Annotated in this window: 21 protein-coding genes and 2 pseudogenes; 17 read left to right on the top strand and 6 right to left on the bottom strand. The window is 69.0% G+C overall.

The genetic code is table 11. The annotated features are described in order from the left end of the window. Window positions 1–10: 10 nt before the first annotated feature. Window positions 11–382: an iron-sulfur cluster insertion protein ErpA gene (erpA, locus tag HYZ11_01960; protein MBI3126353.1), complete on the bottom strand. Its 372-nt coding sequence runs from the start codon at window positions 380–382 to the stop codon at window positions 11–13. Window positions 383–443: 61 nt separating this feature from the next. Beyond that, a complete protein-coding gene (locus tag HYZ11_01965; protein ID MBI3126354.1) occupies window positions 444–920 on the bottom strand; it encodes an Rrf2 family transcriptional regulator in 477 nt (158 codons plus the stop codon). 407 nt (window positions 921–1,327) lie between these two features. On the opposite strand from HYZ11_01965, the gene clpB reads away from it, so the two are divergent. From clpB to HYZ11_02010, 9 genes are all read left to right on the top strand, one after another. Beyond that, complete coding sequence (gene clpB / locus HYZ11_01970) at window positions 1,328–3,940, top strand: ATP-dependent chaperone ClpB (GenBank protein ID MBI3126355.1); 2,613 nt, start codon at window positions 1,328–1,330, stop codon at window positions 3,938–3,940. A gap of 203 nt (window positions 3,941–4,143) precedes the next feature. Continuing rightward, window positions 4,144–6,081, top strand: coding sequence for a molecular chaperone DnaK (dnaK, locus tag HYZ11_01975; GenBank protein MBI3126356.1), 1,938 nt, complete (start codon window positions 4,144–4,146; stop codon window positions 6,079–6,081). Between the two features lie 41 nt (window positions 6,082–6,122). Then, window positions 6,123–7,085 carry a DnaJ domain-containing protein gene (locus HYZ11_01980; GenBank protein ID MBI3126357.1) on the top strand — a complete coding sequence of 321 codons (963 nt, stop codon included), beginning with the start codon at window positions 6,123–6,125 and terminating at the stop codon, window positions 7,083–7,085. Between the two features lie 28 nt (window positions 7,086–7,113). Then, window positions 7,114–7,521: a MerR family transcriptional regulator gene (locus tag HYZ11_01985; GenBank protein ID MBI3126358.1), complete on the top strand. Its 408-nt coding sequence runs from the start codon at window positions 7,114–7,116 to the stop codon at window positions 7,519–7,521. A gap of 68 nt (window positions 7,522–7,589) precedes the next feature. Next, on the top strand, window positions 7,590–8,378 hold the full coding sequence (locus HYZ11_01990; protein MBI3126359.1) for a zinc metalloprotease HtpX: 789 nt from the start codon (window positions 7,590–7,592) through the stop codon (window positions 8,376–8,378). Window positions 8,379–8,397: 19 nt separating this feature from the next. Further along, the gene (locus HYZ11_01995; GenBank protein MBI3126360.1) at window positions 8,398–9,105 is read left to right on the top strand and encodes a nucleotide exchange factor GrpE; all 708 of its coding nucleotides are present in this window, start codon (window positions 8,398–8,400) and stop codon (window positions 9,103–9,105) included. A 60-nt stretch (window positions 9,106–9,165) separates the two neighbouring features. Beyond that, entirely contained in the window at window positions 9,166–10,362 is a 1,197-nt protein-coding gene (gene dnaJ, locus HYZ11_02000) for a molecular chaperone DnaJ (GenBank protein MBI3126361.1), read from the top strand. Window positions 10,363–10,415: 53 nt separating this feature from the next. Continuing rightward, on the top strand, window positions 10,416–10,859 hold the full coding sequence (locus HYZ11_02005) for a DUF1844 domain-containing protein (GenBank protein MBI3126362.1): 444 nt from the start codon (window positions 10,416–10,418) through the stop codon (window positions 10,857–10,859). 32 nt (window positions 10,860–10,891) lie between these two features. Further along, window positions 10,892–11,164 (top strand): DNA-directed RNA polymerase subunit omega, encoded by a 273-nt coding sequence (locus tag HYZ11_02010; GenBank protein MBI3126363.1) that lies wholly within the window; start codon window positions 10,892–10,894, stop codon window positions 11,162–11,164. A 56-nt stretch (window positions 11,165–11,220) separates the two neighbouring features. On the opposite strand, the gene HYZ11_02015 is transcribed toward HYZ11_02010, so the two are convergent. Continuing rightward, window positions 11,221–12,321: a pyridoxal phosphate-dependent aminotransferase gene (locus tag HYZ11_02015; protein ID MBI3126364.1), complete on the bottom strand. Its 1,101-nt coding sequence runs from the start codon at window positions 12,319–12,321 to the stop codon at window positions 11,221–11,223. Between the two features lie 218 nt (window positions 12,322–12,539). Here HYZ11_02015 and HYZ11_02020 point away from each other — a divergent pair, with 218 nt between their 5' ends. The 3 genes and pseudogenes from HYZ11_02020 (at window position 12,540) to HYZ11_02030 (ending at window position 13,483) form a co-directional block, all read left to right on the top strand. Continuing rightward, the gene (locus HYZ11_02020) at window positions 12,540–12,833 is read left to right on the top strand and encodes an integration host factor subunit alpha (protein ID MBI3126365.1); all 294 of its coding nucleotides are present in this window, start codon (window positions 12,540–12,542) and stop codon (window positions 12,831–12,833) included. A gap of 166 nt (window positions 12,834–12,999) precedes the next feature. Further along, a pseudogene (locus tag HYZ11_02025) lies at window positions 13,000–13,241 on the top strand (DUF433 domain-containing protein). Next, the gene (locus HYZ11_02030) at window positions 13,241–13,483 is read left to right on the top strand and encodes a DUF5615 family PIN-like protein (GenBank protein ID MBI3126366.1); all 243 of its coding nucleotides are present in this window, start codon (window positions 13,241–13,243) and stop codon (window positions 13,481–13,483) included. Before HYZ11_02025 ends, HYZ11_02030 begins: the two are co-directional and overlap by 1 nt. 222 nt (window positions 13,484–13,705) lie before the next feature. On the opposite strand, the gene queA is transcribed toward HYZ11_02030, so the two are convergent. After that, window positions 13,706–14,740, bottom strand: a complete 1,035-nt coding sequence (queA, locus tag HYZ11_02035) for a tRNA preQ1(34) S-adenosylmethionine ribosyltransferase-isomerase QueA (GenBank protein ID MBI3126367.1) — start codon at window positions 14,738–14,740, stop codon at window positions 13,706–13,708. Next, window positions 14,737–15,510 (bottom strand): RNA methyltransferase, encoded by a 774-nt coding sequence (locus tag HYZ11_02040; GenBank protein MBI3126368.1) that lies wholly within the window; start codon window positions 15,508–15,510, stop codon window positions 14,737–14,739. The genes queA and HYZ11_02040 overlap by 4 nt, the downstream gene beginning before the upstream one ends. 846 nt (window positions 15,511–16,356) lie before the next feature. Between HYZ11_02040 and HYZ11_02045 the strand changes: the two genes are divergently transcribed. The 3 genes and pseudogenes from HYZ11_02045 to HYZ11_02055 all read left to right on the top strand — a co-directional run bounded on the left by HYZ11_02045 (window position 16,357) and on the right by HYZ11_02055 (window position 18,612). Beyond that, entirely contained in the window at window positions 16,357–16,647 is a 291-nt protein-coding gene (locus tag HYZ11_02045) for a nucleotidyltransferase family protein (protein MBI3126369.1), read from the top strand. Beyond that, window positions 16,644–16,975 (top strand): annotated as a pseudogene (locus HYZ11_02050) (DUF86 domain-containing protein). Before HYZ11_02045 ends, HYZ11_02050 begins: the two are co-directional and overlap by 4 nt. A gap of 89 nt (window positions 16,976–17,064) precedes the next feature. Next, a complete protein-coding gene (locus tag HYZ11_02055) occupies window positions 17,065–18,612 on the top strand; it encodes a SagB family peptide dehydrogenase (protein MBI3126370.1) in 1,548 nt (515 codons plus the stop codon). Between the two features lie 459 nt (window positions 18,613–19,071). Here the strand turns inward: HYZ11_02055 and HYZ11_02060 are convergent, their stop codons facing one another. Next, window positions 19,072–20,298 (bottom strand): glycosyltransferase family 9 protein, encoded by a 1,227-nt coding sequence (locus HYZ11_02060; GenBank protein ID MBI3126371.1) that lies wholly within the window; start codon window positions 20,296–20,298, stop codon window positions 19,072–19,074. A 201-nt stretch (window positions 20,299–20,499) separates the two neighbouring features. Between HYZ11_02060 and HYZ11_02065 the strand changes: the two genes are divergently transcribed. Next, complete coding sequence (locus tag HYZ11_02065) at window positions 20,500–20,964, top strand: Rrf2 family transcriptional regulator (GenBank protein MBI3126372.1); 465 nt, start codon at window positions 20,500–20,502, stop codon at window positions 20,962–20,964. Between the two features lie 260 nt (window positions 20,965–21,224). After that, complete coding sequence (locus tag HYZ11_02070) at window positions 21,225–21,917, top strand: cytochrome c oxidase subunit II (GenBank protein ID MBI3126373.1); 693 nt, start codon at window positions 21,225–21,227, stop codon at window positions 21,915–21,917. The last annotated feature ends 2 nt before the right edge of the window (window positions 21,918–21,919 follow it).

Here is a 21,919-nt window from a genome sequence, read left to right on the forward strand (position 1 = left end):
AATCATGATGCTAGGTGAAGGACTTGCCGCACCCGCAGGAGCTCGTGGCGTTCGGGTTCTCGATCTTGAACCCGGCGCCCTGGATGCTGTCCACGTAGTCGATGCGGGCCCCGGCCAAGAGCTGCAGGCTCTGCGGGTCCACGAAGATGTCGAACCCCTCGGCCTTGATCACGATGTCCCCGGCCTCGGCCTTCTCGTCGAAGTAGAGGCCGTAGCTGTGGCCGGAGCACCCGCCCGCCGTCACGGCGACGCGCAGGCCGTGGCCGGCCTTTCCCTCCGCCTTGAGGATCTCGTTCACCTTCTCCTGGGCGGCGGGGGTGATGGTGATGCCCTCGGCCGTCTTGGGCTTGGTGGCGTCGAACAGGGTGATGGGACCGGACATGCGCGGTGTCTCCTTTTTCAGGACCGGATTTGGGCCGAAAAACTTCCCTGCACGGGAAATTCTATCGCTTTTCCTGGGGCTCGGGCAACAATTCCGCGAGTCCCCGCTTGAGCCCCTCGTCGGTCAGGGCGCCGCAAGGCTCGACCGGGAGGTCGGCGAAGGTCGTGGTCCGGAAGAACTCCGCCAGCCGCCTCTGCGCCTCGGCGAACACCTCGTTCATGGTGCAGAAGGGCTCGAAGTCGCAGCAGGAGCCGTCCTCCTGGCAGGCCACCAGGGAGATGGGCCCCTCGATCGCCTGGATGACGTCGAGGAAGCTGATCTCCCGCGGGGGCCGCGCCAGCCGGTAGCCCCCCTTGGGGCCCTGCACCGAGGCCACCATGCCCTTCCGGATGAGCATGGGCATCAGCTTCGCCAGGAAGGCCTGGGGGACCTGCTGGGCGCGGGCGATCTCGCCGATGGTGGAGAGCCGCCCGGGCGTCTGCCGGGAGAGGAATATGACGGCGCGCAGGGCGTAGTCCCCGGCCCGGCTGATCTGCATGTCTTTCTCCTCGCGCTTCTTTTTCACCTGTGAATCGGACCGGGCCGCCGCGCCGGATTCCGGAGGAAAGACCGCAATTTGACACGACCGGTCTTATTTACCGCTTTGGTGGGAAATTGTCAACAAGAGGAAATAGCCGATGATATCTATGCCGCCAGAACGCACATTGACCCCACGATTTCCCCGCTTGCCCCCCGCTGCCATCGGAGTGAATTCCATCAACTTTCAGTATTTGATTTTTCGTAAAGAATGAGTCTCCTCGGCGAAGAATAAGTTGACACGAAAACACTCATATTATAAATTGACCAACGATTGAGGGCCCCCTTCCAGGCCCCCGGACGGGACATCGTCCAATCCCATTTCGGACTCGGGCCGCGGGGCGGCCAGCGATGGGAGCAAGAACGCCAATGCGGTGGGACAAATTCACCCGGAAGACCCAGGACGCCCTTCAGCAGGCGCAGGAAGTGGCCCAGCGCAAGGGCCACCAGGGCCTGATGCCGCTCCACTTGTTCCTGGCCCTGCTCGAGCAGGAGGACGGGGTGGTGCCCGCCCTCCTGGCCAAGGCCTCCATTCCCGCCGAGCCCCTGCGCCGGCAGGTGGAGGGGGCGCTGGACCGCCTGCCCCAGGTCTCGGGCGGGGGGCTGGACGTCTTCATCGCCCCCGAGCTCCGGCGCTACCTCGAGGCCGCCCAGGCGGAGGCCCAGGCGCTCTCGGACGAGTACGCGAGCGGGGAGCACTTCGTGCTGGCCGGGCTGGAGGCCAAGGCGGGCGAACTCTCCGACATCCTCCGCAAGGCGGGCCTCACGCGCGACGCTGCGCTGGGCGCCCTCAAGGCGATCCGCGGCACCCAGCGGGTGACCGACCCCGACGCCGAGAGCCGCTACCAGGCACTGGAGCGCTTCGCGGTCGACCTCACCGCGCGCGCCAAGACGGGCAAGCTCGACCCCGTCATCGGCCGCGACGAGGAGATCCGGCGGGTGATGCAGATCCTCTCCCGGCGGACGAAGAACAACCCCGTCCTCATCGGCGACCCGGGCGTGGGCAAGACCGCCATCGTGGAGGGCCTCGCCCAGCGCATCGTGAACGGGGACGTGCCCGAGGGCCTCAAGAACAAGCGCCTCCTCTCCCTCGACATGGGCACCCTCATCGCGGGCGCCAAGTACCGGGGCGAGTTCGAGGACCGCCTCAAGGCCGTCCTCAAGGAAGTGTCCGAGTCGGCGGGCGAGATCGTCCTCTTCATCGACGAGCTCCACACCGTGGTGGGCGCGGGCGCGGCCGAGGGGGCGATGGACGCCTCGAACCTCCTCAAGCCCGCCCTGGCGCGCGGGGAGCTGCACTGCGTGGGCGCCACCACGGTGGACGAGTACCGCAAGCACGTCGAGAAGGACCCGGCGCTGGAGCGGCGCTTCCAGCCGCTCCTCGTCTCGGAGCCCTCGGTGGAGGACACCGTCTCCATCCTCCGGGGCCTCAAGGAGCGCTACGAGGTCCACCACGGGGTGCGCATCCTGGACAGCGCCATCGTCGCGGCGGCCGCGCTCTCGCACCGCTACATCACCGACCGCCACCTGCCGGACAAGGCCATCGACCTCATCGACGAGGCGGCGAGCGGCCTCCGGCTCGAGATCGACAGCCTGCCCGAGGAGATCGACAGGCGGGAGCGCGACCTCATCCGCCTCCAGATCGAGGAGCGGGCCATCGTCAAGGAGGAGGACCCGGCCAGCGCCGCCCGGCTCGATGACATCCGCGAGCAGGTCGACCGCCTCCGCAAGGAGATCGAGGGGCTCCGGGCCCAGTGGGCCAAGGAGAAGGAGGGCATCGCCCAGGTGCGCGCCCTCAAGGAGAGGATCGAGGCCAAGAAGGCCGAGGCCCAGCGGGCCGAGCGCGAGGGCGACCTCGGGCGGGCGGCCGAGCTGCGCTACGGCGAGATCGTGGCCCTGGAGCGGCAGCTCGAGGAGGCCAACGCCCGCATGCGCGCGCAGGGTGAGCGCCGGATGCTCAAGGAGGAGGTGTCCGAGGAGGACATCGCCGGGGTGGTCAGCCGGTGGACGGGCATCCCCGTCACCCGCCTCGTCGAGGGCGAGCGCGAGAAGCTCATCCGCATGGAGGAGCGCCTCCACCGGCGCGTGGTGGGGCAGGAGCGGGCCGTCGAGGCGGTGGCCGAGGCGGTGCGCCGCGCCCGGGCCGGCATCACCGACCCGAACCGGCCCATCGGCTCCTTCATCTTCCTCGGGCCCACGGGCGTGGGGAAGACGGAGCTCGCGCGCGCCCTGGCCGAGTTCCTCTTCGACAGCGAGGCGGCCATGGTGCGCCTCGACATGAGCGAGTACATGGAGAAGCACACCGTCGCCCGCCTCATCGGGGCGCCCCCGGGCTACGTGGGCTACGACGAGGGCGGCCAGCTCACCGAGGCGGTGCGCCGCCGGCCCTACGCGGTGCTGCTCTTCGACGAGATCGAGAAGGCGCACCCGGACGTCTTCAACATCCTGCTCCAGATACTCGACGACGGGCGCTTGACCGACGGCCACGGCCGCACGGTGGACTTCCGGAACGCCGTGGTCATCATGACGAGCAACGCCGGGACGGCGGAGCTCTCCGCCCTCGGCGACGCGGGCGACGCCATCCTTCAGCAGACGGCGCGGGACGCGCTGGGGCGGGTCTTCCGGCCGGAGTTCCTGAACCGGGTGGACGACATCATCGCCTTCCGGCCCCTCTCGCGGGACCAGATCCGGAAGATCGTGGACATCCAGCTCGAGCGGCTGGAGAAGCGCCTCGAGGGCCAGCGGGTGCGGCTCGTCCTGACGGAGGCGGCCAAGAGCTTCCTCGCCGAGAGGGGCTACGACCCCGCCTACGGCGCCCGGCCCCTCAAGCGGGCCATCCAGAACCACCTGCTCAACCCCTTGAGCAAGCGCCTCCTCGAAGGCCGGGTCCAGCCGGGCGAGACGGTCGAGGCGGACTGGGAAGAGGGGGCGGGCGAGCTCTCCTTCGCCTCGGTGGCGGAGGCCGAGCCGGTCGGGGGCTAGCTGTGAGATGGAATGAATTTCCCCCTCCCTCCGGGAAGGGGTAGGGGGAGGGTAACGCCAGCGGCTTTTCCCCCACCTCTCCCCCGGAGGGGGATGGTTCCCATATCCGGGGGCGTGAACAAGGGTTTGGACTCCAAAGCTGACGCGCCGGGGGGCGAGCCCGCGGCGCCGGAAAAATTGGATTCTCATAGGAGCGAATCGAGATGCCCAAGGGAAAGGTGATCGGAATCGATCTGGGAACGACGAACTCGGTGGTGTCCATCGTCGAGAGCGGGCAGCCCACCGTCATCCCGAACCAGGAGGGGAACCGCACCACGCCCAGCGTGGTGGCCTTCGCCGAGGACGGGGAGAAGCTCGTGGGCGTCGTGGCCAAGCGCCAGGCGGTCACGAACCCCAAGAACACCATCTACTCCATCAAGCGTTTCATGGGGCGTCGCTTCGAGGAGGTGGGCGAGGAGGTGAAGATGGTGCCCTACGAGGTGGTGCGGGCCGAGAACGGCGACGCCCGCGTCCGCATCAAGGGCAAGGTGTACTCCCCGCCCGAGATCTCGGCGATGATCCTCCAGAAGCTCAAGAAGGCGGCCGAGGACTACCTGGGCCAGAAGGTGGAGGAGGCCGTCATCACCGTGCCGGCCTACTTCAACGACAGCCAGCGCCAGGCCACCAAGGACGCCGGGCGCATCGCCGGGCTCGACGTGCTCCGCATCATCAACGAGCCCACGGCCGCGGCCCTGGCCTACGGGATGGACAAGAAGAAGGACCAGACCATCGCCGTCTACGACTTCGGCGGCGGCACCTTCGACATCTCCATCCTCGAGGTGGGCGACAACGTGGTCGAGGTCAAGGCCACGAACGGCGACACACACCTGGGCGGTGACAACATCGACCAGCGGATCATCGAGTGGATCATCGGCGAGTTCAAGAAGGACCAGGGCATCGACCTCTCCAAGGACGCCATGGCGCTCCAGCGCCTGCGCGAGGAGGCGGAGAAGGCCAAGATCGAGCTATCGAGCTCCATGGAGACTTCGATCAACCTGCCCTTCATCACCGCCGACGCCTCGGGCCCCAAGCACCTCAACCTCAAGCTCACCCGCGCCAAGCTCGAGCAGATCGCGATGGAGCTGGTGGAGAGGTCGCTGGGCCCCTGCCGCCGCGCGCTCGAGGACGCCAAGGTCCAGCCGGGCGACGTGGACGAGGTGGTGCTGGTGGGTGGCATGACGCGCATGCCCCTCATCCAGGAGACGGTCAAGAAGTTCTTCGGCAAGGAGCCCCACAAGGGGGTGAACCCGGACGAGGTGGTGGCCGTCGGCGCGGCCGTCCAGGGCGCCATCCTGGCGGGCGAGGTGAAGGACGTCCTCCTGCTCGACGTGACGCCGCTCTCCCTCGGCATCGAGACGCTGGGCGGCGTGATGACCAAGCTCATCAACCGGAACACGACCATCCCGGTGCGCAAGAGCGAGGTCTTCTCCACCGCGGCCGACAGCCAGACCTCGGTCGAGGTGCACGTCCTCCAGGGCGAGCGCGACATGTCGCGCGACAACCGCACGCTGGGCAAGTTCCATCTGGTGGGTATCCCGCCCGCGCCGCGGGGCGTGCCCCAGATCGAGGTGACCTTCGACATCGACGCGAACGGCATCGTGAACGTCTCGGCGAAGGACCTCGGCACGGGCAAGGAGCAGGCCATCACCATCACGAGCTCGAGCGGGCTCAACGAGGACGACATCAAGCGCATGGTCCGCGACGCCGAGGAGCACGCCGAGGAGGACAAGAAGCGGCGCGAGCTGGTCGAGGCGCGCAACCAGGCCGACAACATGGCCTACAGCACCGAGAAGCTGCTGAAGGAGCACGAGTCCAAAATCCCCGAGGGCGACCGCAAGGAGATCCAGGACGCCGTCGCCGAGGTGCGCAAGGTGCTCGAGGACTCGAACGCCCCGCTGGACCGGATCAACCAGGCCCGGGGGCGCCTCGAGCAGGCCTCCCACAAGCTGGCCCAGGCCATGTACCAGCAGGCCGGCCAGGCCGGCCAGCCGGGCGACGGCGGGGCGCGGCCGGCGGAGCAGCCCCGGGGGAACGGCGGCACCAAGCCCGAGGGCGACGTCGTGGACGCCGAGTTCGAGGAAGTGGACAAGGAGAAGAAGTAAAGAGCACGGCGGAGGTCACCGCCCATAGGGGTTGAGGCGCCATGGCCAAGCGCGACTACTACGAGGTCCTGGGGGTCAAGCGGGACGCGAGCGAGGACGAGATCAAGCGCGCGTTCAAGCGGCTGGCCCGCAAGCACCACCCCGACCTCAACCCGGGCGACAAGCAGGCGGAGGGCCGCTTCAAGGAGATCGGCGAGGCCTACGCGGCGCTCTCCGACCCCCAGAAGCGCCGGCAGTACGACGCCCGGGGGCACGCCGCCTTCGCGGGCGGCACCCCCTGGGGCGAGGGGCCCGCGCCCAGCGTGGAGGACATCCTCCGCGAGTTTGGCCTCGGCGACCTCTTCGGCGGCATCTTCGGCGGGCGGGGCGGCGGCGGGGGGCGCCGCGCCGTCTTCTGGGAGGGCGGCCCCGCGGCCGCCCCGGCCAAGGGCGCCGACGTCAACTACTCGATGGAGATCGGCTTCGACGACGCCCTCCGGGGCCTGACCACCACGATCACCATCCCCAGCGCGGGGCCGGGGAACGGCGCCCCCGGCCGCGGGACCGAGCGCATCCAGGTGAAAATCCCGCCCGGGGTGGAGAGCGGCTCGCGCATCCGCCTGGCCGGCAAGGGCGAGCCCTCGCCGGGGGGCGGGCCCCTGGGGGATCTCTACATCACGACGAAGGTGAGGCCCCACCCGTTCTTCGAGCGGAAGGGGGACAACCTCTACCTCGAGGTCCCGGTGACGCTCGGGGAGGCCCTGCTGGGCAGCCGGGTCGAGATCCACACCTACGAGGGCACGACCAAGGTGACCATCCCGCCCGGCACGCAGAACGGGCGGAAGTTCCGCCTCGCGGGCAAGGGCGCCCCGCGCCTAAAGGGCGGGGGCAGGGGAGACCTCTACGTGACGGTGAAGGTCGTCCTGCCCGAGCGCCTGGACGAGGAGAGCCAGCGCCTCGTCCGCGAGCTCGAGCGGCGCAATCCGGTGCACCCCCGGTCGTCCATGACCGGCGTGAGCATGTGATGCCGGGCGAGCGCGTGAGGAGAGCGACATGGCCCGCCGGAGGCTGAGGGACGGCAAGTACACCATCAGCGCCATCGCCGAGATGTTCGAGATCCACCCCCAGACGCTCCGCCTCTACGAGCGCGAGGGGCTCCTCGAGCCGGGCCGCAGCGAGGGCCGCACCCGGCTCTACTCGGAGGAGGACATCGAGCGCCTCGAGGTGATCCTCACCCTCACCCGCGACATGGGGGTGAACCTCGCCGGGGTCGAGATCATCCTGGACCTGCGGCGGAAGCTGGTGGAGGCCGTGGATCGGCTGAGCCAGCTCGAGGAGCTTCTGCAGAGCGACGCCTTCGAGGAGCTGAAGGCGCGAATGGAGGACGCCACGGCCGAGCAGGCCGCTTTGATTCCGGCCAGGGCCGCCAAGCTGGTCCGGATCGCCCGGAGAGACAAGTGACCACCAATTCTCTGAAGACCTATCTGCTGCTGGGGCTGCTGACGGGCCTGATCCTGCTGCTCGGGCAGATGATCGGCGGGCAGGGGGGCCTCGCCGTCGCGCTCGTCTTCGCGCTCGTGATGAATGGCGTGAGCTACTGGTTCTCGGACAAGATCGTCCTCGCCAGCACCGGGGCGCAGGAAGTGCTGCCCGGGCAAGCGCCCGAGCTGCACGGCATGGTGGCCGATCTCGCCCGGCGGGCCGGGCTGCCCGCGCCCCGGGTCTACGTCATCCCGGAGAGCGCGCCCAACGCCTTCGCCACGGGGCGCAACCCCCAGAACGCCGTCGTGGCCTTCACCGAGGGCATCCTGCACACCCTCAGCCGCGAGGAGCTCGAGGGCGTGGCCGCCCACGAGCTGGCCCACATCCGCAACCGCGACATCCTCATCAGCACGGTGGCCGCCACCCTCGCGGGCGCCGTCATGTACATCGCCCACATGGCGCAGTTCGCCGCCTTCTTCGGCGGGGGCCGCCGGGACTCCGAGGGGAACGGCGGCGGGGGCGCCCTTGGGCTCATCCTGGCCGCCATCGTGGCCCCCATCGCGGCCATGCTCCTCCAGATGGCGGTGAGCCGCTCGCGCGAGTACCACGCGGACGCCACGGCGGCCCAGATCACCCGGGAGCCGCGCGCGCTGGCCTCGGCCCTCCAGCGGCTCCACGAGGCCGCCCGCCAGATGCCCATGGCGGCGGCCAGCGAGGCGACGGCGCACATGTTCATCGTGAACCCCCTGACCGGCGGCGGGCTCGCCTCGCTCTTCAGCACCCATCCGCCCGCCGAGGAGCGCATCCGCCGCTTGCTGGAGATGGCCCGCATCTAGAACCTGGAGGCACGTTTTGATGGAACGGGTGAACATTCAATGGGGGGAGGAGACTCCTCCCCCGGGGCCGGCCGGGCCCGAGCCCAACGAGGCGAAGGCGGCGGGCAAAGAGAAGAAAGAGGAAGAAGAGGAGAAGGCCAAGGGCGCCGCCAAGGTGGTGGACCGCCGCCGGAAGTACGGCGAGGACGTCGGCGCCGCGCCGGACGAGCCGGTGAAGGCCGTCCCCACCTACGTCCAGCAGCTCGAGCAGAAGCTGGCCCGGGCCGAGGAGAAGCTCAAGGAGCACATCGAGCGGATCAACCGGGAGGCGGCCGAGTTCCGGGCCCGCCAGGAGCGCGAGCTGGAGCGCCGCACCCTCGAGTCCCGCAAGCGCGCGGTGGCGGCCTTCCTCCCCCTGGCGGAGGACTTGGGGCGCGCGGTCGCGGCCGCCTCGGGCGCCTCCGGGGAGGAGGCCCTGGGGAAGCTCCTCGAGGGGCTGCGGCTCGTCCAGGGTCGCTTCTTGCAGGAGCTGGCGGCCCAGGGGGTGGCTCCCTTCGAGTCCCTGGGCCAGCCCTTCGACCCCTCGCTCCACGAGGCCGTGCTGACGAGGGAGGTGACGGACCCCGCCCAGGACGGGCGGGTGGTCGAGGAATTGGGGCAGGGCTACCGGCTGGGGGATGAGGTGATCCGCCCCAGCCGGGCCGTGGTCGGGAAGCTCCGCCGGGAGGAGCGGCCGTCCGGTTCTTGAATCGCCGGCTGAGGCGGTGTAAGTTCAACCCTTTGGCTTTGGCCGGGACAGGGAGCGGGAATGGCGGCGCGCGATTATTACGAGATTCTGGGCGTGGACCGGGCGGCGGACGAGGCCGAGATCAAGAAGGCCTACCGCCGCCTCGCCATGCAGTACCACCCGGACCGCAATCCGGGCGACCGCAAGGCGGAGGAGGCCTTCAAGGAGGCCTCCGAGGCCTACCAGGTCCTGAGCGACCCCCAGAAGCGGACGGCCTACGACCGCTTCGGGGCCGAGGGCCTGCGGGGAATGGGGGGAGCCCCGGGCTTCTCGAGCTTCGAGGATATCTTCTCCTCCTTCGGGGACATCTTCTCGGACCTCTTCGGGATGGGAGGGGGCCGCTCCCGCCGCCGCTCGGGGCCCATGAAGGGCCGCGACCTCGTCTACAACCTCGAGCTCACCTTCGAGGAGGCCGCCCTGGGCACGGAGCGCGAGCTCGAGTTCGAGCGCCCGGCCGAGTGCGTCTACTGCGGGGGTACGGGGGCCAAGTCCGGGGCGGTGGCCCCGTGCCCCGCCTGCCGCGGGACGGGCCAGGTGGCCTTCCGGCAGGGCTTCATCACCTACAGCACCACCTGCTCGGAGTGCGGCGGCGCCGGCCAGGTGGTCAAGGAGCGCTGCCCGGAGTGCCGGGGCCAGGGCCTGCGTCCCGAGAAGCGCCGCGTCAAGGTGAAGATCCCGGCCGGGGTGGACCACGGCGGCCGGCTCCGCCTCCGCGAGGAGGGCGAGGGCGGCGCGCGCGGGGGCCCGGCGGGGGACCTCTTCGTGGTGGTGTCCCTGCTGGCCCACCCGGAGTTCCAGCGCGAGGGCCAGCACGTCATCAGCCGCCTCGACATCAGCTTCGCCCAGGCCGCCCTGGGGGCCGAGGCCGAGGTCAAGACCCTCTACGGGCGCTCGAAGCTCAAGGTCCCCCGGGGGACCCAGGCGGGCGCGACCCTGGTGCTCCGGGGGGAGGGCTTCCCCCACCCGGGGCGGAAGTCGAGGGGAGACCACATCGTCCAGGTCTTCGTGCGCACCCCCACCCGGCTGAGCCCGAAGGAGGAGCGCCTCTTCCGGGAGCTGGCCGAGCTGGAGGCGGACGGGGCGGGCCGGAAGGAGAAGGCGGCCGGCCTCAAGAAGGGCATCCTCGACGCGGCCGAAGGCATCGCGGGCCGCCTGCGCGGCTGGATCGCGGGCCGCTTCCGCTCCGCCGCCGGGGATTGGCGCTGCCGCATCGCGTAGCGCGGCGCCCCCGGGGAAAGGCATCCGGCCGCCGCGGTCACGAGGGGGAACGAATGGTGGAAGAAGAAGGAAAAGGCTTCAAGGTGTCCGACCGGCGCTTCGCCGTGCGGGGATACGAGGAGGAGGAAGAGGCGCCCCCGAGGCCGGCCGAGCCGGAGCGGAAGGAGCCTCCCCGGGCGGAGGAGCTGCGCCCCGCCCCCGCCCCCGATCCCCGGCAGGCCCCTCCCAAGGAGGCCCCCGCCGGCGCCCGGAGCCGGGAGTTCGAGATGCTGCTGGCCATCCTCCAGGGCAACGCCCTCGCGGCGATGGGGGTGCATCCCCAGACGGGGGAGCGAATCGGCAACCCCGACCCGCGCAACGCGCGGATGTTCGTGGACATGGTCAAGTTCGTGCAGGAGAAGATGAAGGGCAACCTCTCGGCCGAGGAGGAAACCCTCCTCGAGCAAGTGGTGGCCGACCTTCAGATGCTCTATGTTCAGCAGGTGGGAATCGGCTGATTCCCCCCGCGTTCGCCGGACCGGGAGGTAACATGGCTGTTCAGCAGCACTACGACGACATGTTCGAGCAGGCCCTCAACACCGTGAACAACCGCTTCCTGCTCTCGGTGCTGCTCGCGAAGCGGGTGGCCCAGCTCCGGAAGGGGGCCGAGCCCCTCGTGGACACTCAGGGCCTCGCCACCCACGAGGAGATCGTCTACCGGGAGATCGTCGAGGGGAAGCTCGAGTGGCGGAGCACCGTCACCGCCGTCCAGGCGGGGGAGATCGAGCAGGACTTCATGGGCGACTTCGACGACACGGAATAGGCGCGGCGGAACAAGGCCGCGGTAGCGCATATGTGGGGGCGCACGGCCGTGCGCCCCTACTTTTTCGTCTTGAGGAACTCCCCCACCCGCGCCAGCCCCTTCTCGATATTTTCGATCGAGTTGCAGTAGGAGAACCGCAGGTGGCCCTCGCCGCCCGGGCCGAAGTCCGCGCCCGGGGCCACCGCCACCCCGGTGGCCTCCAGGATCTCGCGGGCGAGGGTCAGGCTGTCCCGGCCGAAGGCGTGGGCCCCGGCGAAGGCGTAGAAGGCGCCGTCCGGCTCGTGGGGGATGGCGAGGCCGATCCCGCGCAGGCCCCTGAGCATGGCCACCCGCCGCTCCGCGTAGACCGCCCGCATCCGCTCCGCGTCCGGCACAGACTCCCGGAGCGCCGCCACCCCCCCGAGCTGGACGAAGGGGTTGGGGGAGACGAAGTAGTTCTGCTGGAGGATCTCCAGGGGCCGCACCAGCCTCTCGGGCAGGATGAGGTAGCCCAGCCGCCAGCCCGTCATGGCGAAGTATTTCGAGAACCCGTTGATAATCAAGGCGTCATCGGAAAACTCCAGGGCCGAGCGGTCGGGCTCCCCGTAGCTCAGGCCGTGGTAGATCTCGTCCGAGACCAGGGGCACCCCCAGCGCCGCCAGGGCCGCCAGCTCCCCGGGCGGGAGCCGGGAGCCGGTGGGGTTCGAGGGGGAGTTCACGAGGATGGCCCGGGTGCGCGGGGTGATGTGGCGGCGCACCGCGTCGGCCCGGAGGATGAAGCCCTCCTCCGCCCCCGCGGGCACCCGCACGGGCACCCCTCCGGCGGAGAGGATGAAGCTCGGGTAGCAGGCGTAGTGGGGGTCGGGCAGGATCACCTCGTCCCCCGCCTCCAGGAGAAGCGAGAAGAGCATGAGCATGGCCGCGCTCGTCCCGAGCGTCACGGCCACTCGCGCGGGGGAGAGGGAGAGGCCGTAGCGGCGGCTGTAGTAATCCGCGATGGCCCCGCGCAGCTCGGGGAGGCCGAGGGCGGTGGTGTAGTGGGTGCGCCCCTCGGCGAGCGCCTGCCGGGCCGCCCGGACGGCGGCGGGCGGGCTGTCGAAGTCGGGCTCGCCCACCTCGAGGTGGATCACTTCCCGTCCGGCGGCCTCGAGCTGGCGGGCGCGCTCCAGGATGTCCATGACCAGGAAGGGCTTCACCCCCCGGATGCGCGAGGGCAGGGGTTTTTCCACGGGGCGCGGGGCTCCTTTCCGGATGTATTTACAGCGGTTGCGGTTCGCCGTTCTCCGGTGCTAGACTCCGCCCTCGTTGCGCATCCCTCGAATCTCTCCCTGGGCGGATGGCCGGCGTCGTTCCCGGCCGGGAATCCCCCCGCGGAGGACGGGAAGGAGAGATTCCGTTGACCAAGATTGATATCATCAATCTCGTGGCGGACGATACGGGCCTGAGCAAGGTCAAGGCCGAGGAGGCCGTCGAGACCATCATCGACACGATAAAAGAGGCCCTCCAGGAGGGAGAGGCCGTCATCCTCCGCCGCTTCGGCTCCTTCCAGGTGCGGAAGAAGAACCCCCGCGTCGGCCGCAACCCCAAGACCGGCCAGGAGGCCCCCATCACCGCCCGCAAGGTGGTGCGCTTCAAGGCGGGCAAGCACTTCAAGGAAGCCGTCAACGGCGCCCCCGTGCGGTTCTACTAGGGGTTCTCGCAGAAAAAAAACTCTCCAAATCAAGAATCGGGTTTCGTTCCCGCCCCTCGGAACGACATGAGGTGCTGCGCGCGTTGGTTCCGTGGGGCGACCGGCCGGTCGCCCCTACAGAGGACCCCGAACGGCATCTCGGGGAGAAAGGGAGGGTTACAGCATTATGGATGATCAGGCCCTGTTGCAGCGAATTACGGTGTATTCGGCGGCAAGCCGATCATCCGGGGAATGCGGATGGCGGTAGAGCACATTCTGGGCATGCTTGCGGCCGGGGAGACGGCGGAAACCATCCTCAAAGAATACCCCTTCCTGGAGCCGGAGGATGTCCAGGCCTGCCTGTTCTTTGCCTACCGGTCGGTGACGGGGGAACAGGTCCATGAGCGGGTGCCGGTCGCCAAACCCTGATGAAGTTCCTGCTTGATGTCGGCGTCTGTTCCCGCTCGTTGCATCAATTTCTTGCCGATCTGAGACATGATGTCCGGTTGGCATCGGACATTGATTCCTGCGCCGGCGACGAGGTCCTGCTCGACCTGGCACTGCGGGAAAACCGAATCATCTTAACCGAGGATAAAGACTTCGGAGAGTTGGTCTTTGTCCACGGCGGTGCGCATCCGGCAATCGTGCGGATGCGTGGAAATGCGTGTTGACGAGCAAGTCGCCGCGACGCAAGAACCCCTGCAGCGATACGAAGCCGAGCTTGAATCTGGTGCGGTCATCGTCGTGACCCGAGGCCGCATCCGCGTGCGCCCCTAGGCTGGCTAGCCCAATCCATGCAAGGAAATGCAGGGGCAGCTCTCGCGGCTGCTCCAATGAGGGCGGGTACAAGACCCGCCCCTAAAGAAAATTAGGTTGCCGGTGACCGCCCCCCCTCACCCGATCAGCATCGCGTCCCCGTAGCTGTAGAAGCGGTAGCCCGCGCCGCGCGCCCCGGCGTAGGCGGCCAAGACCCGCTCCCGCCCCGCGAAGGCGCACACCAGCATGAGGAGGGTCGAGCGGGGGAGGTGGAAGTTCGTCAGCAGGGCGTCCACGATCCGGAAGCGGTGGCCCGGGCGGATGAAGAGGCCCGCCCGCCCCTCGCCCTCGCGGATGATTCCGCCGCCTTCCCGCTCCGCCTCGAGCGCCGCCCATTCGAGGGTCCGCACCACGGTCGTCCCCACCGCCACCACCCGCCCCCCGCGGGCCTTGGTTTCGGAGATTTTCCTCCCCAGCCCCGGCGGGATGTGGCAGGCCTCGGCCTCGAGTTCGTGGTCCTCGACCCGGGCCGCCTTCACGGGGCGGAAGGTCCCCGGCCCCACGTGCAGGGTGAGGAAGGACCGCTCCACCCCCGCCCCCGCAAGCTCTTTGAGGAGCCCCTCGCTCAGGTGGAGCCCCGCCGTGGGGGCCGCCGCCGCCCCGGGGACGCTGGCGTAGACCGTCTGGTAGCGCTCCCGGTCCAGGGGCTCGGCCGCCCGCCCCAGGTAGGGGGGGATCGGCATCTCCCCCCGCTCCCCGATCCAGGCCTCCAGCCCCTCCGCCCCGGTGAAGGCGAGCCGCCGCTCCCGCCCCGGGGGGCCGAGGGCGGCCTCCCGCCCCCCCGGGAAGAGGATGCGTTCCCCCGCGGGCAGGGGCCGGTTCGCCGAGACCATGGCGCGGAAGACGCCCGGCCCCTCGCGCTCGACGAGGAGGGCCTCCACCTTCCCGCCGCTGGCCCTTTTGCCCATGAGGCGCCAGGGCATGACGCGGGTGTCGTTCAGGACCAGGAGGTCGCCCGGGCGGAGGAGGCGGGGGAGATCCCGGATGGAATGATGGGCCGTGGGACCGCTCTCTCTCGGCAGGACGAGCAGGCGCGCCCCCTCGCGCTCGGGGGCGGGGTAGCGGGCGATGGCCCCGGGCGGGAGCTCGTAGTCGAAATCCTCGGGTCTCATTCTTCCCGGTCCCGATCCGCGGGCCGGCCCAGCTTCCAGCCGAGCTGGCGGAGCGCCCCGCGCAGCATCCGCACCTCCCGGCGGTCGGGGCCGGCGCGGTCGATCATGCGGCGGAAGGTGCGCGCCACCTGCTCCGGCTCGTAGTGCAGGAAGCCAACCTCCTCCAGGGTGGCGAGGAGGTGATCCACCAGCCCCTCCACCTCCTCGCGGGAGGGAATTTCCGTGTCTTCACCGGCGAGCGCCGCTTCACCTTCCATTCCGGTCTTCGCGCGGTAAAGCTCCCAGAAGACGAGGAGGGCCGCCTGGGCCAGGTTCAGCGAGTCCGCGCCGGGCAGGGCGGGGATGAGGAGGCGCTCCTGGCAGAGGTCCATCTCGTCCGTGCGCAGGCCCTTGTCCTCGGGCCCGAAGACGAGGGCCACGCGCGTCCGGGCGGCCCGGCGGAGGAGCTCGGGCGCCCCCTCGCGCGGCTCCAGCGTGGGGAGCCGGTTCTGGCCCAGCCGCCGGGAGGTGGCCACGAGCCAGCCGCAGTCCCCGGTGGCCTCGCGCAGGCTCGCGAAGTGCTCCGCCCGGGCGAGGAGGGGCTGGGCCGTCATGGCCATCTGCCGCGCCTCGAGGCTCGCCGCCTCCCCGCGCGGGGCGACCAGGCGCAGGCGCTCCAGCCCGAAGTGCGCCATCGAGCGGGCGATCGCGCCGATGTTGCCGGAGCCCTGGGGCCGGACGAGCACGACGGCGAAGCCGGGGCCTTGCTGGAGGGAGGCGGGCGCATCCATCGGGAAGACGGTAACACGGCGGAGCGGAGGGGGCCAGACGGGGGGGCGTGGAGAATGGATAAGGTCCTAGTCCGGAGCTCCCTCTTCGGCGGTTACAACGGCCAAGTATGGCCATTTAAGTTCAAGTACCGCACGGATGCGCCGCATAGGAATCGTGCCACCCCGCCGGATAAGGTATTCTCCCCGCGTCGGAACCCTTTTATTATGATGCCACAGACCATCTTTGAGTCTGCGCCATTTCACACCCACGGGAAGCAATAATGGTTCGTCCAGGCATTCGACTCGCTGGACGACGAACGCAGACGCGACCCTTTTCTCGCCTGGACGGAAGGGATGAGGAACTTTAACTTGCGGGGGCATTCGCTGCCATTTTGTACCTCCTGCGAATCGGTATCTCTTGCAGGAGGGGGGGGTCGCCTGGTTTCCATCTCCGGCCGGGTCTTTGGCTGCGCGACTATCTGAGCAGAAGACAAAGACCTTATTTCGCTCATCATTTCGCTCACCGCAGGATGGTAACTTACGAAACCACTCATCCAACGTCTGCGATCTCCGATACTGAAAGGACCATAAGGTCCAGCGACCTTTTTCATTTTTCTCAATTTCGCGCCGCTTGCGCTTAATGATTTGTTCGGGGGATTCACCTCCATGCGGCCCGAATGGATGCCAAAATGCGAACTCGAAGTTTGCATAGCTCACGACCTGCCTCATTCCGCATAAAATCAACCGTGGCATTAGCGGGCTGCAAATCAAATTAGGATACTATCAGAAATAGGCCCAAGTTGACGTCATTCGGCCGGCTGTCCGATCCTGGAGATTAGGAAACCGGGAAAAGAAGGAGATCGGGCCATGACGCTCGCGGAGCTTCTGGAAACCAGGCGGGAGGAAATCCTCCGGGCCGCCGCCCGGCACGGGGCGCGGAAGGTTCGGGTGTTCGGCTCGGCCGCGCGGGGGGAGGCGGACGAGGCGAGCGACCTGGACTTCCTCGTCGAGATGGAGCCGGGCCGCAGCCTCCTCGACATGGGCGGCCTGCTCATGGAGCTTCGCGCCCTGCTCGGCAGGGATGTGGACGTCGTGACCGAGCGCGGCCTCAAGGCCCGCATCCGGGCGCGCGTCCTGCGCGAGGCCGTCCCGCTGTGAGGGCGCCGCGCGAGCGGTTGGAGGATATTCTTGAAGCCATTGTCCGCATTGAGCACTACGCCACTCGCGGGCGGGAGGCTTTCGAGGGGATGAGCTTATCCAGAACTGGATTGTCCGCCACCTGCAGATCATCGGGGAGGCGGCACGGGCGCTGCCCGAGGAAACACGAAATCTCTCCCCGGGGGTTCCCTGGCCCAAGATCATCGGCATGCGCCATATCCTCGTGCACAACTACTTCGAGGTTGACACAGAGATGGTCTGGAACGTTGTGGAACGAGACCTGACGGGGCTCAAGAGGGAAATCGGGAAGATGCTGAGCAATACCTGAAAGCGGAGCTTTCCTTAACCGGATTCCTCCCTCCGCTTCGCTCCGGTCGGAATGATATCTCTTTAATCCGCCTGCCGGAGGTGAGGCCCATGGCATCGGTCCCCGGCCGCGCCCTGGCCTACCATGAGCGCACCAAGCACTCCGCCGCGAGCGTCTACGCGGATCCCCACTCCCTCGACTGGGAGAACCAGCCCCTCCCCTTCAAGGTGTACGAGGACCTGGAGCCCATCCCGCTCCCGGCGGAGCCCCCCCGGGCGGAGGCGCCGGCCCTCGCGTGCCTGGCGGGCGGCTGGCGGGGGGAGGAGCGCCCGCTCACGCTTGAGGCCATCGGGCGGCTCTTCTTCCTGACGGCGGGGGTCACCAAGCGCGTCGAGGCGGGCGGCCGGGCGCACTACTTCCGGGCGGCGGCCTGCACGGGGGCGCTCTACCACATCGAGCTCTACCTCGTCTGCGGCGAGGTGAAGGGCGAAAGGGGCCTTCTCGCGCCGGGGGTTTATCACCTCGCGGCCCACGACTACGCGGCGCGGCGGCTCCGGGAGGGGGACTTCCGCGCCGTCCTCGGCCGGGCGGCCCTGGCTCCCCCGGAGGCATCGCCGCAGGCTTATCTCGTCTTCACCAGCACCTGGTGGCGCAACGCCTGGAAGTACCGCGCCCGCGCCTACCGCCACGCCTGGTGGGACGGGGGCACCATGCTCGCGAACCTCCTCGCGGCGGCCCGGGCGCTGGGCGTCCCGGCCCGGGCGGTCCTGGGCTTCGCCGACGCCCCGGTGAATCATCTCTTGGGAACCGGCCCGGAGGAGGAGGCGGCCCTCTTCTGGGCCGAGCTGGGAGGGCGCGGGGAGGCTCCCCCGGAGGCGCCGCCCCTTCCCCTCATCTCCCACCGCGCCATGCCCCTCTCGAAGAGCCGGGTGGACTATCCCCTCATCCGGGAGGCCCACGCCGCCACCTCCTTCTCCGATCCCCGGGAGGCCGCCTCGTGGCGGGAGGGAGCCCGCCGGCTGGGGGAGGATGTCATTCCTTCCCCCGGCGGGCCCGCCTTTCCGCTGGCGCGGGAGGAGACGCCAAGCGGCGGCGTGGACGCGACTGTCCTCCGCCGGGGCTCCGCCCGGCGCTTCGACCCCGGGCGGCCCATCCGCTTCGCCGAGCTCTCGGCGGCCCTCCGCGCGGCGGCGGGGCCTCTCCCGGCCGACTTCCTGCCGGAGGGGCGTCCCGCCCTGACCGGGGCGTTCCTCACCGCCCACGCGGTGGAGGGCCTCCCCCCCGGCGCCTACGCCTACGACCGCGCGGGGGATCGGCTCGTCCAGATCAAGGCGGGGGACTTCCGCCATGAGGCGGGCCACCTGGGGCTGGGCCAGGCGCTCGCGGCCGACGCCGCGGCCAACGTGTATTTCCTGAGCGATCTGGCGCGGGTCACGGGGGCGCTCGGGGAGAGGGGCTACCGGGCCGCCCAGCTCGAGGGGTCGGTCATGGGCGGGAGGCTATACCTCGCGGCCTACGGGATGGGTTTTGGCGCCTCGGGCCTCACCTTCTATGACGGCGACGTCATCTCCTTCTTCGGCCCCCCCGCCCGGGGGAGGGAGGTCATGTTCCTCGCCCTGCTGGGCCACCGGCGGAGGGGAAGGGCGTTTTACGCGTAGGGACGGGTCGGGGCTGTAGGGGCGGCCCCCCGTGGCCGCCCCCTGGTCTTGACCGATGGGCAGGCACAGGGGCCTGCCCCTACGGATGCGCCACACGCAATGCCGGGTCACAAGGGGCGGGTTTGAAACCCGCCCCTACGGATTCAAAAGGCCATGATCGGATTGTCATTCCGATTCGGGTCGCCCCCCGAAAAAATCCCCTCCTTGCATGAAAATGGCGTCATTTGCTGCGATTTGGGGTAACCGGTTTTTTCCCCCCATGCCCTAGATTGCCCCCTGAGGCGGGTGGTGCGCCCGTTGTGAGGAGGCGGTCCAGGCGTGCCTTGAGAGCGGAGGGACCCTTCGGGCGGCTTCCGACGTTTTCCGGGAAATTACGGGGAATTCCGTGAGTTTGGACACCGTAAGCCGCTACGCGCGGGGCCACCGGGCGGAGGTGCCGATGGATACGGGGTGGTTTCCCTACCCCGCCGGACGGGCGCGCCGTGGGGGGAGGCGCCGCTCGATGGAGAGCTCGACGGCGGCGGCCACGTCGTGGAGCCGGAAGTCGTCCATGCAGTAGTTGTGGCCGCGCTCGCAGCGGTCGCGGGTGAAGTAGAGGGGGCAGGGGCTGCACTCGAGGCCCGCGTAGAGCGGGATGAAGGGGCTCCCGCGCGGGCCGGTGCGCCAGGGGGGGGTGGGGCCGAAGAGGGCGATGACGGGGGTGCCCACGGCGGCGGCCATGTGCATGGGGCCGCTGTCGTTGCCGAGGAAGGCGTCGGCCTTCTCGAGCAGGGCGGCCAGGACGCCCAGGGGCGCGGGGGGCCAGACGGCGGCGGGGGCGGTGCGGCAGGCGCGGCGCATCTCGTCGAGGAGGTCCTTCTCGTCCGGCCCCGCGAGGAGGACGGCGCGCCACCCCCGCTCCTGGAGCAGGTCCACCACCCCGGCGAAACCCGCCTCGCTCCACCGCTTGGGGGGCCACTTGGCCCCCGGGCAGACGGCCACGAGGGGGCCGCCCCCCTCTCCGATGCCGTTCTCGGCCAGCAGCCGGGCGGCGGCCTCCCGGAGATCGCCGGTCAGGTGGAGCCGCCAGCCGCCCGCGTCGGGGGCGGCGCCCGCGGCGGCGGCCAGGCGGCTCATCCGGTCGGCGTAGTGGGCGTTCTCGTCGAGGGCGAACTCGTGCGTGTAGAAGTGGCCGAAACCATCCGTGGAAAAGAAGCCGAGCGGGATGTGGCGGTAGAAGCCCATGCGCACCGGGGCGCCCGCGATCCAGGCGGCGGCGGCCGAGTGGAAGAGGCCGCTGAAGTCGAGGATGAGGTCGTAGCGCGCGCGCCGGAGCCGCACGGAGGCCGGCACCCAGGCCAGCGCGCGGCGCAGGCGGCGGCCGCCCCGCAGGAGGAAGCCGCAGGGAAGGCTCTCCACGGCGTCCATGCCCGGGAGGAAGCGGGCCAGGGGGGCGACCCCCGTCTGCGTGAGCAGGTGGATCTCGGCCACCGGGAAGCGGCGGCGGATGGCGCGGATGGCGGGCGAGGTCATCAAGATGTCGCCCAGGGCGTCGAACTTGATGAGGAGGATGCGGCGCACGCTCTCCATCATTTCGGAGGAGGGGAACAGGTCACGCTGCGGGGGCCGGGTGAGGAGGCGGACGGCGCGGTAGATCCAATAGGGGATGGAGCGGAGGGTCCGGGCCAGCAGGAACCGCATTCGCATGGGGAACCCTCGGCAGGAAAAAAGGCGGGCCCGTGGAAATCCATCCAAAACCATACCCTTTTCGTTTATCCAAGCAAATCCTCCCCGATCCTCCATTATTTCGGAGTTGACAAAAAAAGAGTTTAAAAGATAAAAAGAACATGCTGTCTTTTTTGGGGGGAGGAACGGCTCTCTTCCCCGCTTCCCGGCCAGGAGGTTCCGATGATCTACTCTCGTCCGACCGAATACGCGCTGCGCGCTCTGACCTACATGGGCGTGAAAAACCCAAGGGGGGTCACCCGTGTACAGGAGATCGCCCAGGCGGAGGATCTTCCGGCGCCCTTCCTGGCGAAGGTCCTCCAGCAGCTCGCCCGCTCGGGCGTGTTGACGTCGGTGAAGGGGCCGAAGGGCGGCTTCGGCTTTTCGCGTCCGCCGGAGGAGATTTGCCTGATGGAGGTGGTCGCCGTCGTGGACGGGACGGAAGGCTTCACCCGCTGCGCCGTCGGCCTGACCGAGTGCTCGGATGACGCCCCTTGCCCGCTCCATGATTCCTGGAAGCCCCTGCGGGAGAAGATCAACGACTATCTGAAGGGCATCTCGATTGCGGACCTGGCCATTGCGCTGAACCGCAAGCGCCAGATCATCCAGCGCAAGATTCCGATCCGGGCTGCGGCGGTGGCGGAATAAAAATAAAATCGGACTTTGGGAAGAGACGAAAAAAGAGATAGAAATTCGGATTTTGATTTCGTATAATTCCCTCATGTCGGCTGGCCCTTCTAAAGGACCTCCCATGCGCGTCCCGCGCGGGAGAGGGACTGTCTTTTCAAGACCCTGACGAGCGGCGGGGGGATATATACCCCGCCCCCCGATGAGTTCGCGTTCCGTGGGAGCCTCCTGGGGCGCCGCCCCGTGTGCGTCGCGGCGGGGCCTAGCGAGCGAGGGCGACGATGTTCGCGTGGCTGCCGGAGAACGTCTCCACCTTCGGTGGGGACATCGACTCCATCTTCCGCTTCATCTACTACATCGTCGGCTTCTGGTTCCTGGCGACCCAGGGCTTCCTCATCTACTGCCTCATCCGCTTCCGGCGCGGCCGGGGCGGCCGCACCCCCTACCTGCACGGCAACAACCTGGCCCAGGCGGCCTGGATCCTCGTCCCGCTGGTCTTCGTGCTGGTCCTCGACCTCTGGATCGACTTCCGCAGCGCCGACGTCTGGGCCCGCGTGAAGATAGGCTCGCCCAAGCCCGAGGTGACGGTGGAGGTCCTGGGCAAGCAGTTCAACTGGATCGTGACCTACCCGGGGCCGGACGGGAAATTCGGCACCGCCGACGACAAGAAGGTGGAGAACGAGCTCCACGTGCCCGCGGGCAAAGTGGTGCAGGTGGTGCTCAAGGGGGAGGACGTGATCCACAGCTTCTTCCTCCCGCACCTGCGGCTCAAGCAGGACGTGGTCCCCGGCCGGGCGATCAAGGCTTGGTTCCAGGCGACCAAGCCCGGCAAGTGGGAGATTCCCTGCGCCGAGCTGTGCGGCGTCGGCCATTCCGGGATGAAGGGCTGGCTCTTCGTCCACCCCGAGGCGGAGTACAAGGCGTGGTCGGCCAGGCTGTGGCCCGGCACCCAGAGCGCCCGGGCGGTTCCCTGAGC

This window comes from Candidatus Tectomicrobia bacterium, from assembly GCA_016192135.1.
Classification (GTDB): Bacteria; UBA8248; UBA8248; order UBA8248; family UBA8248; genus 2-12-FULL-69-37.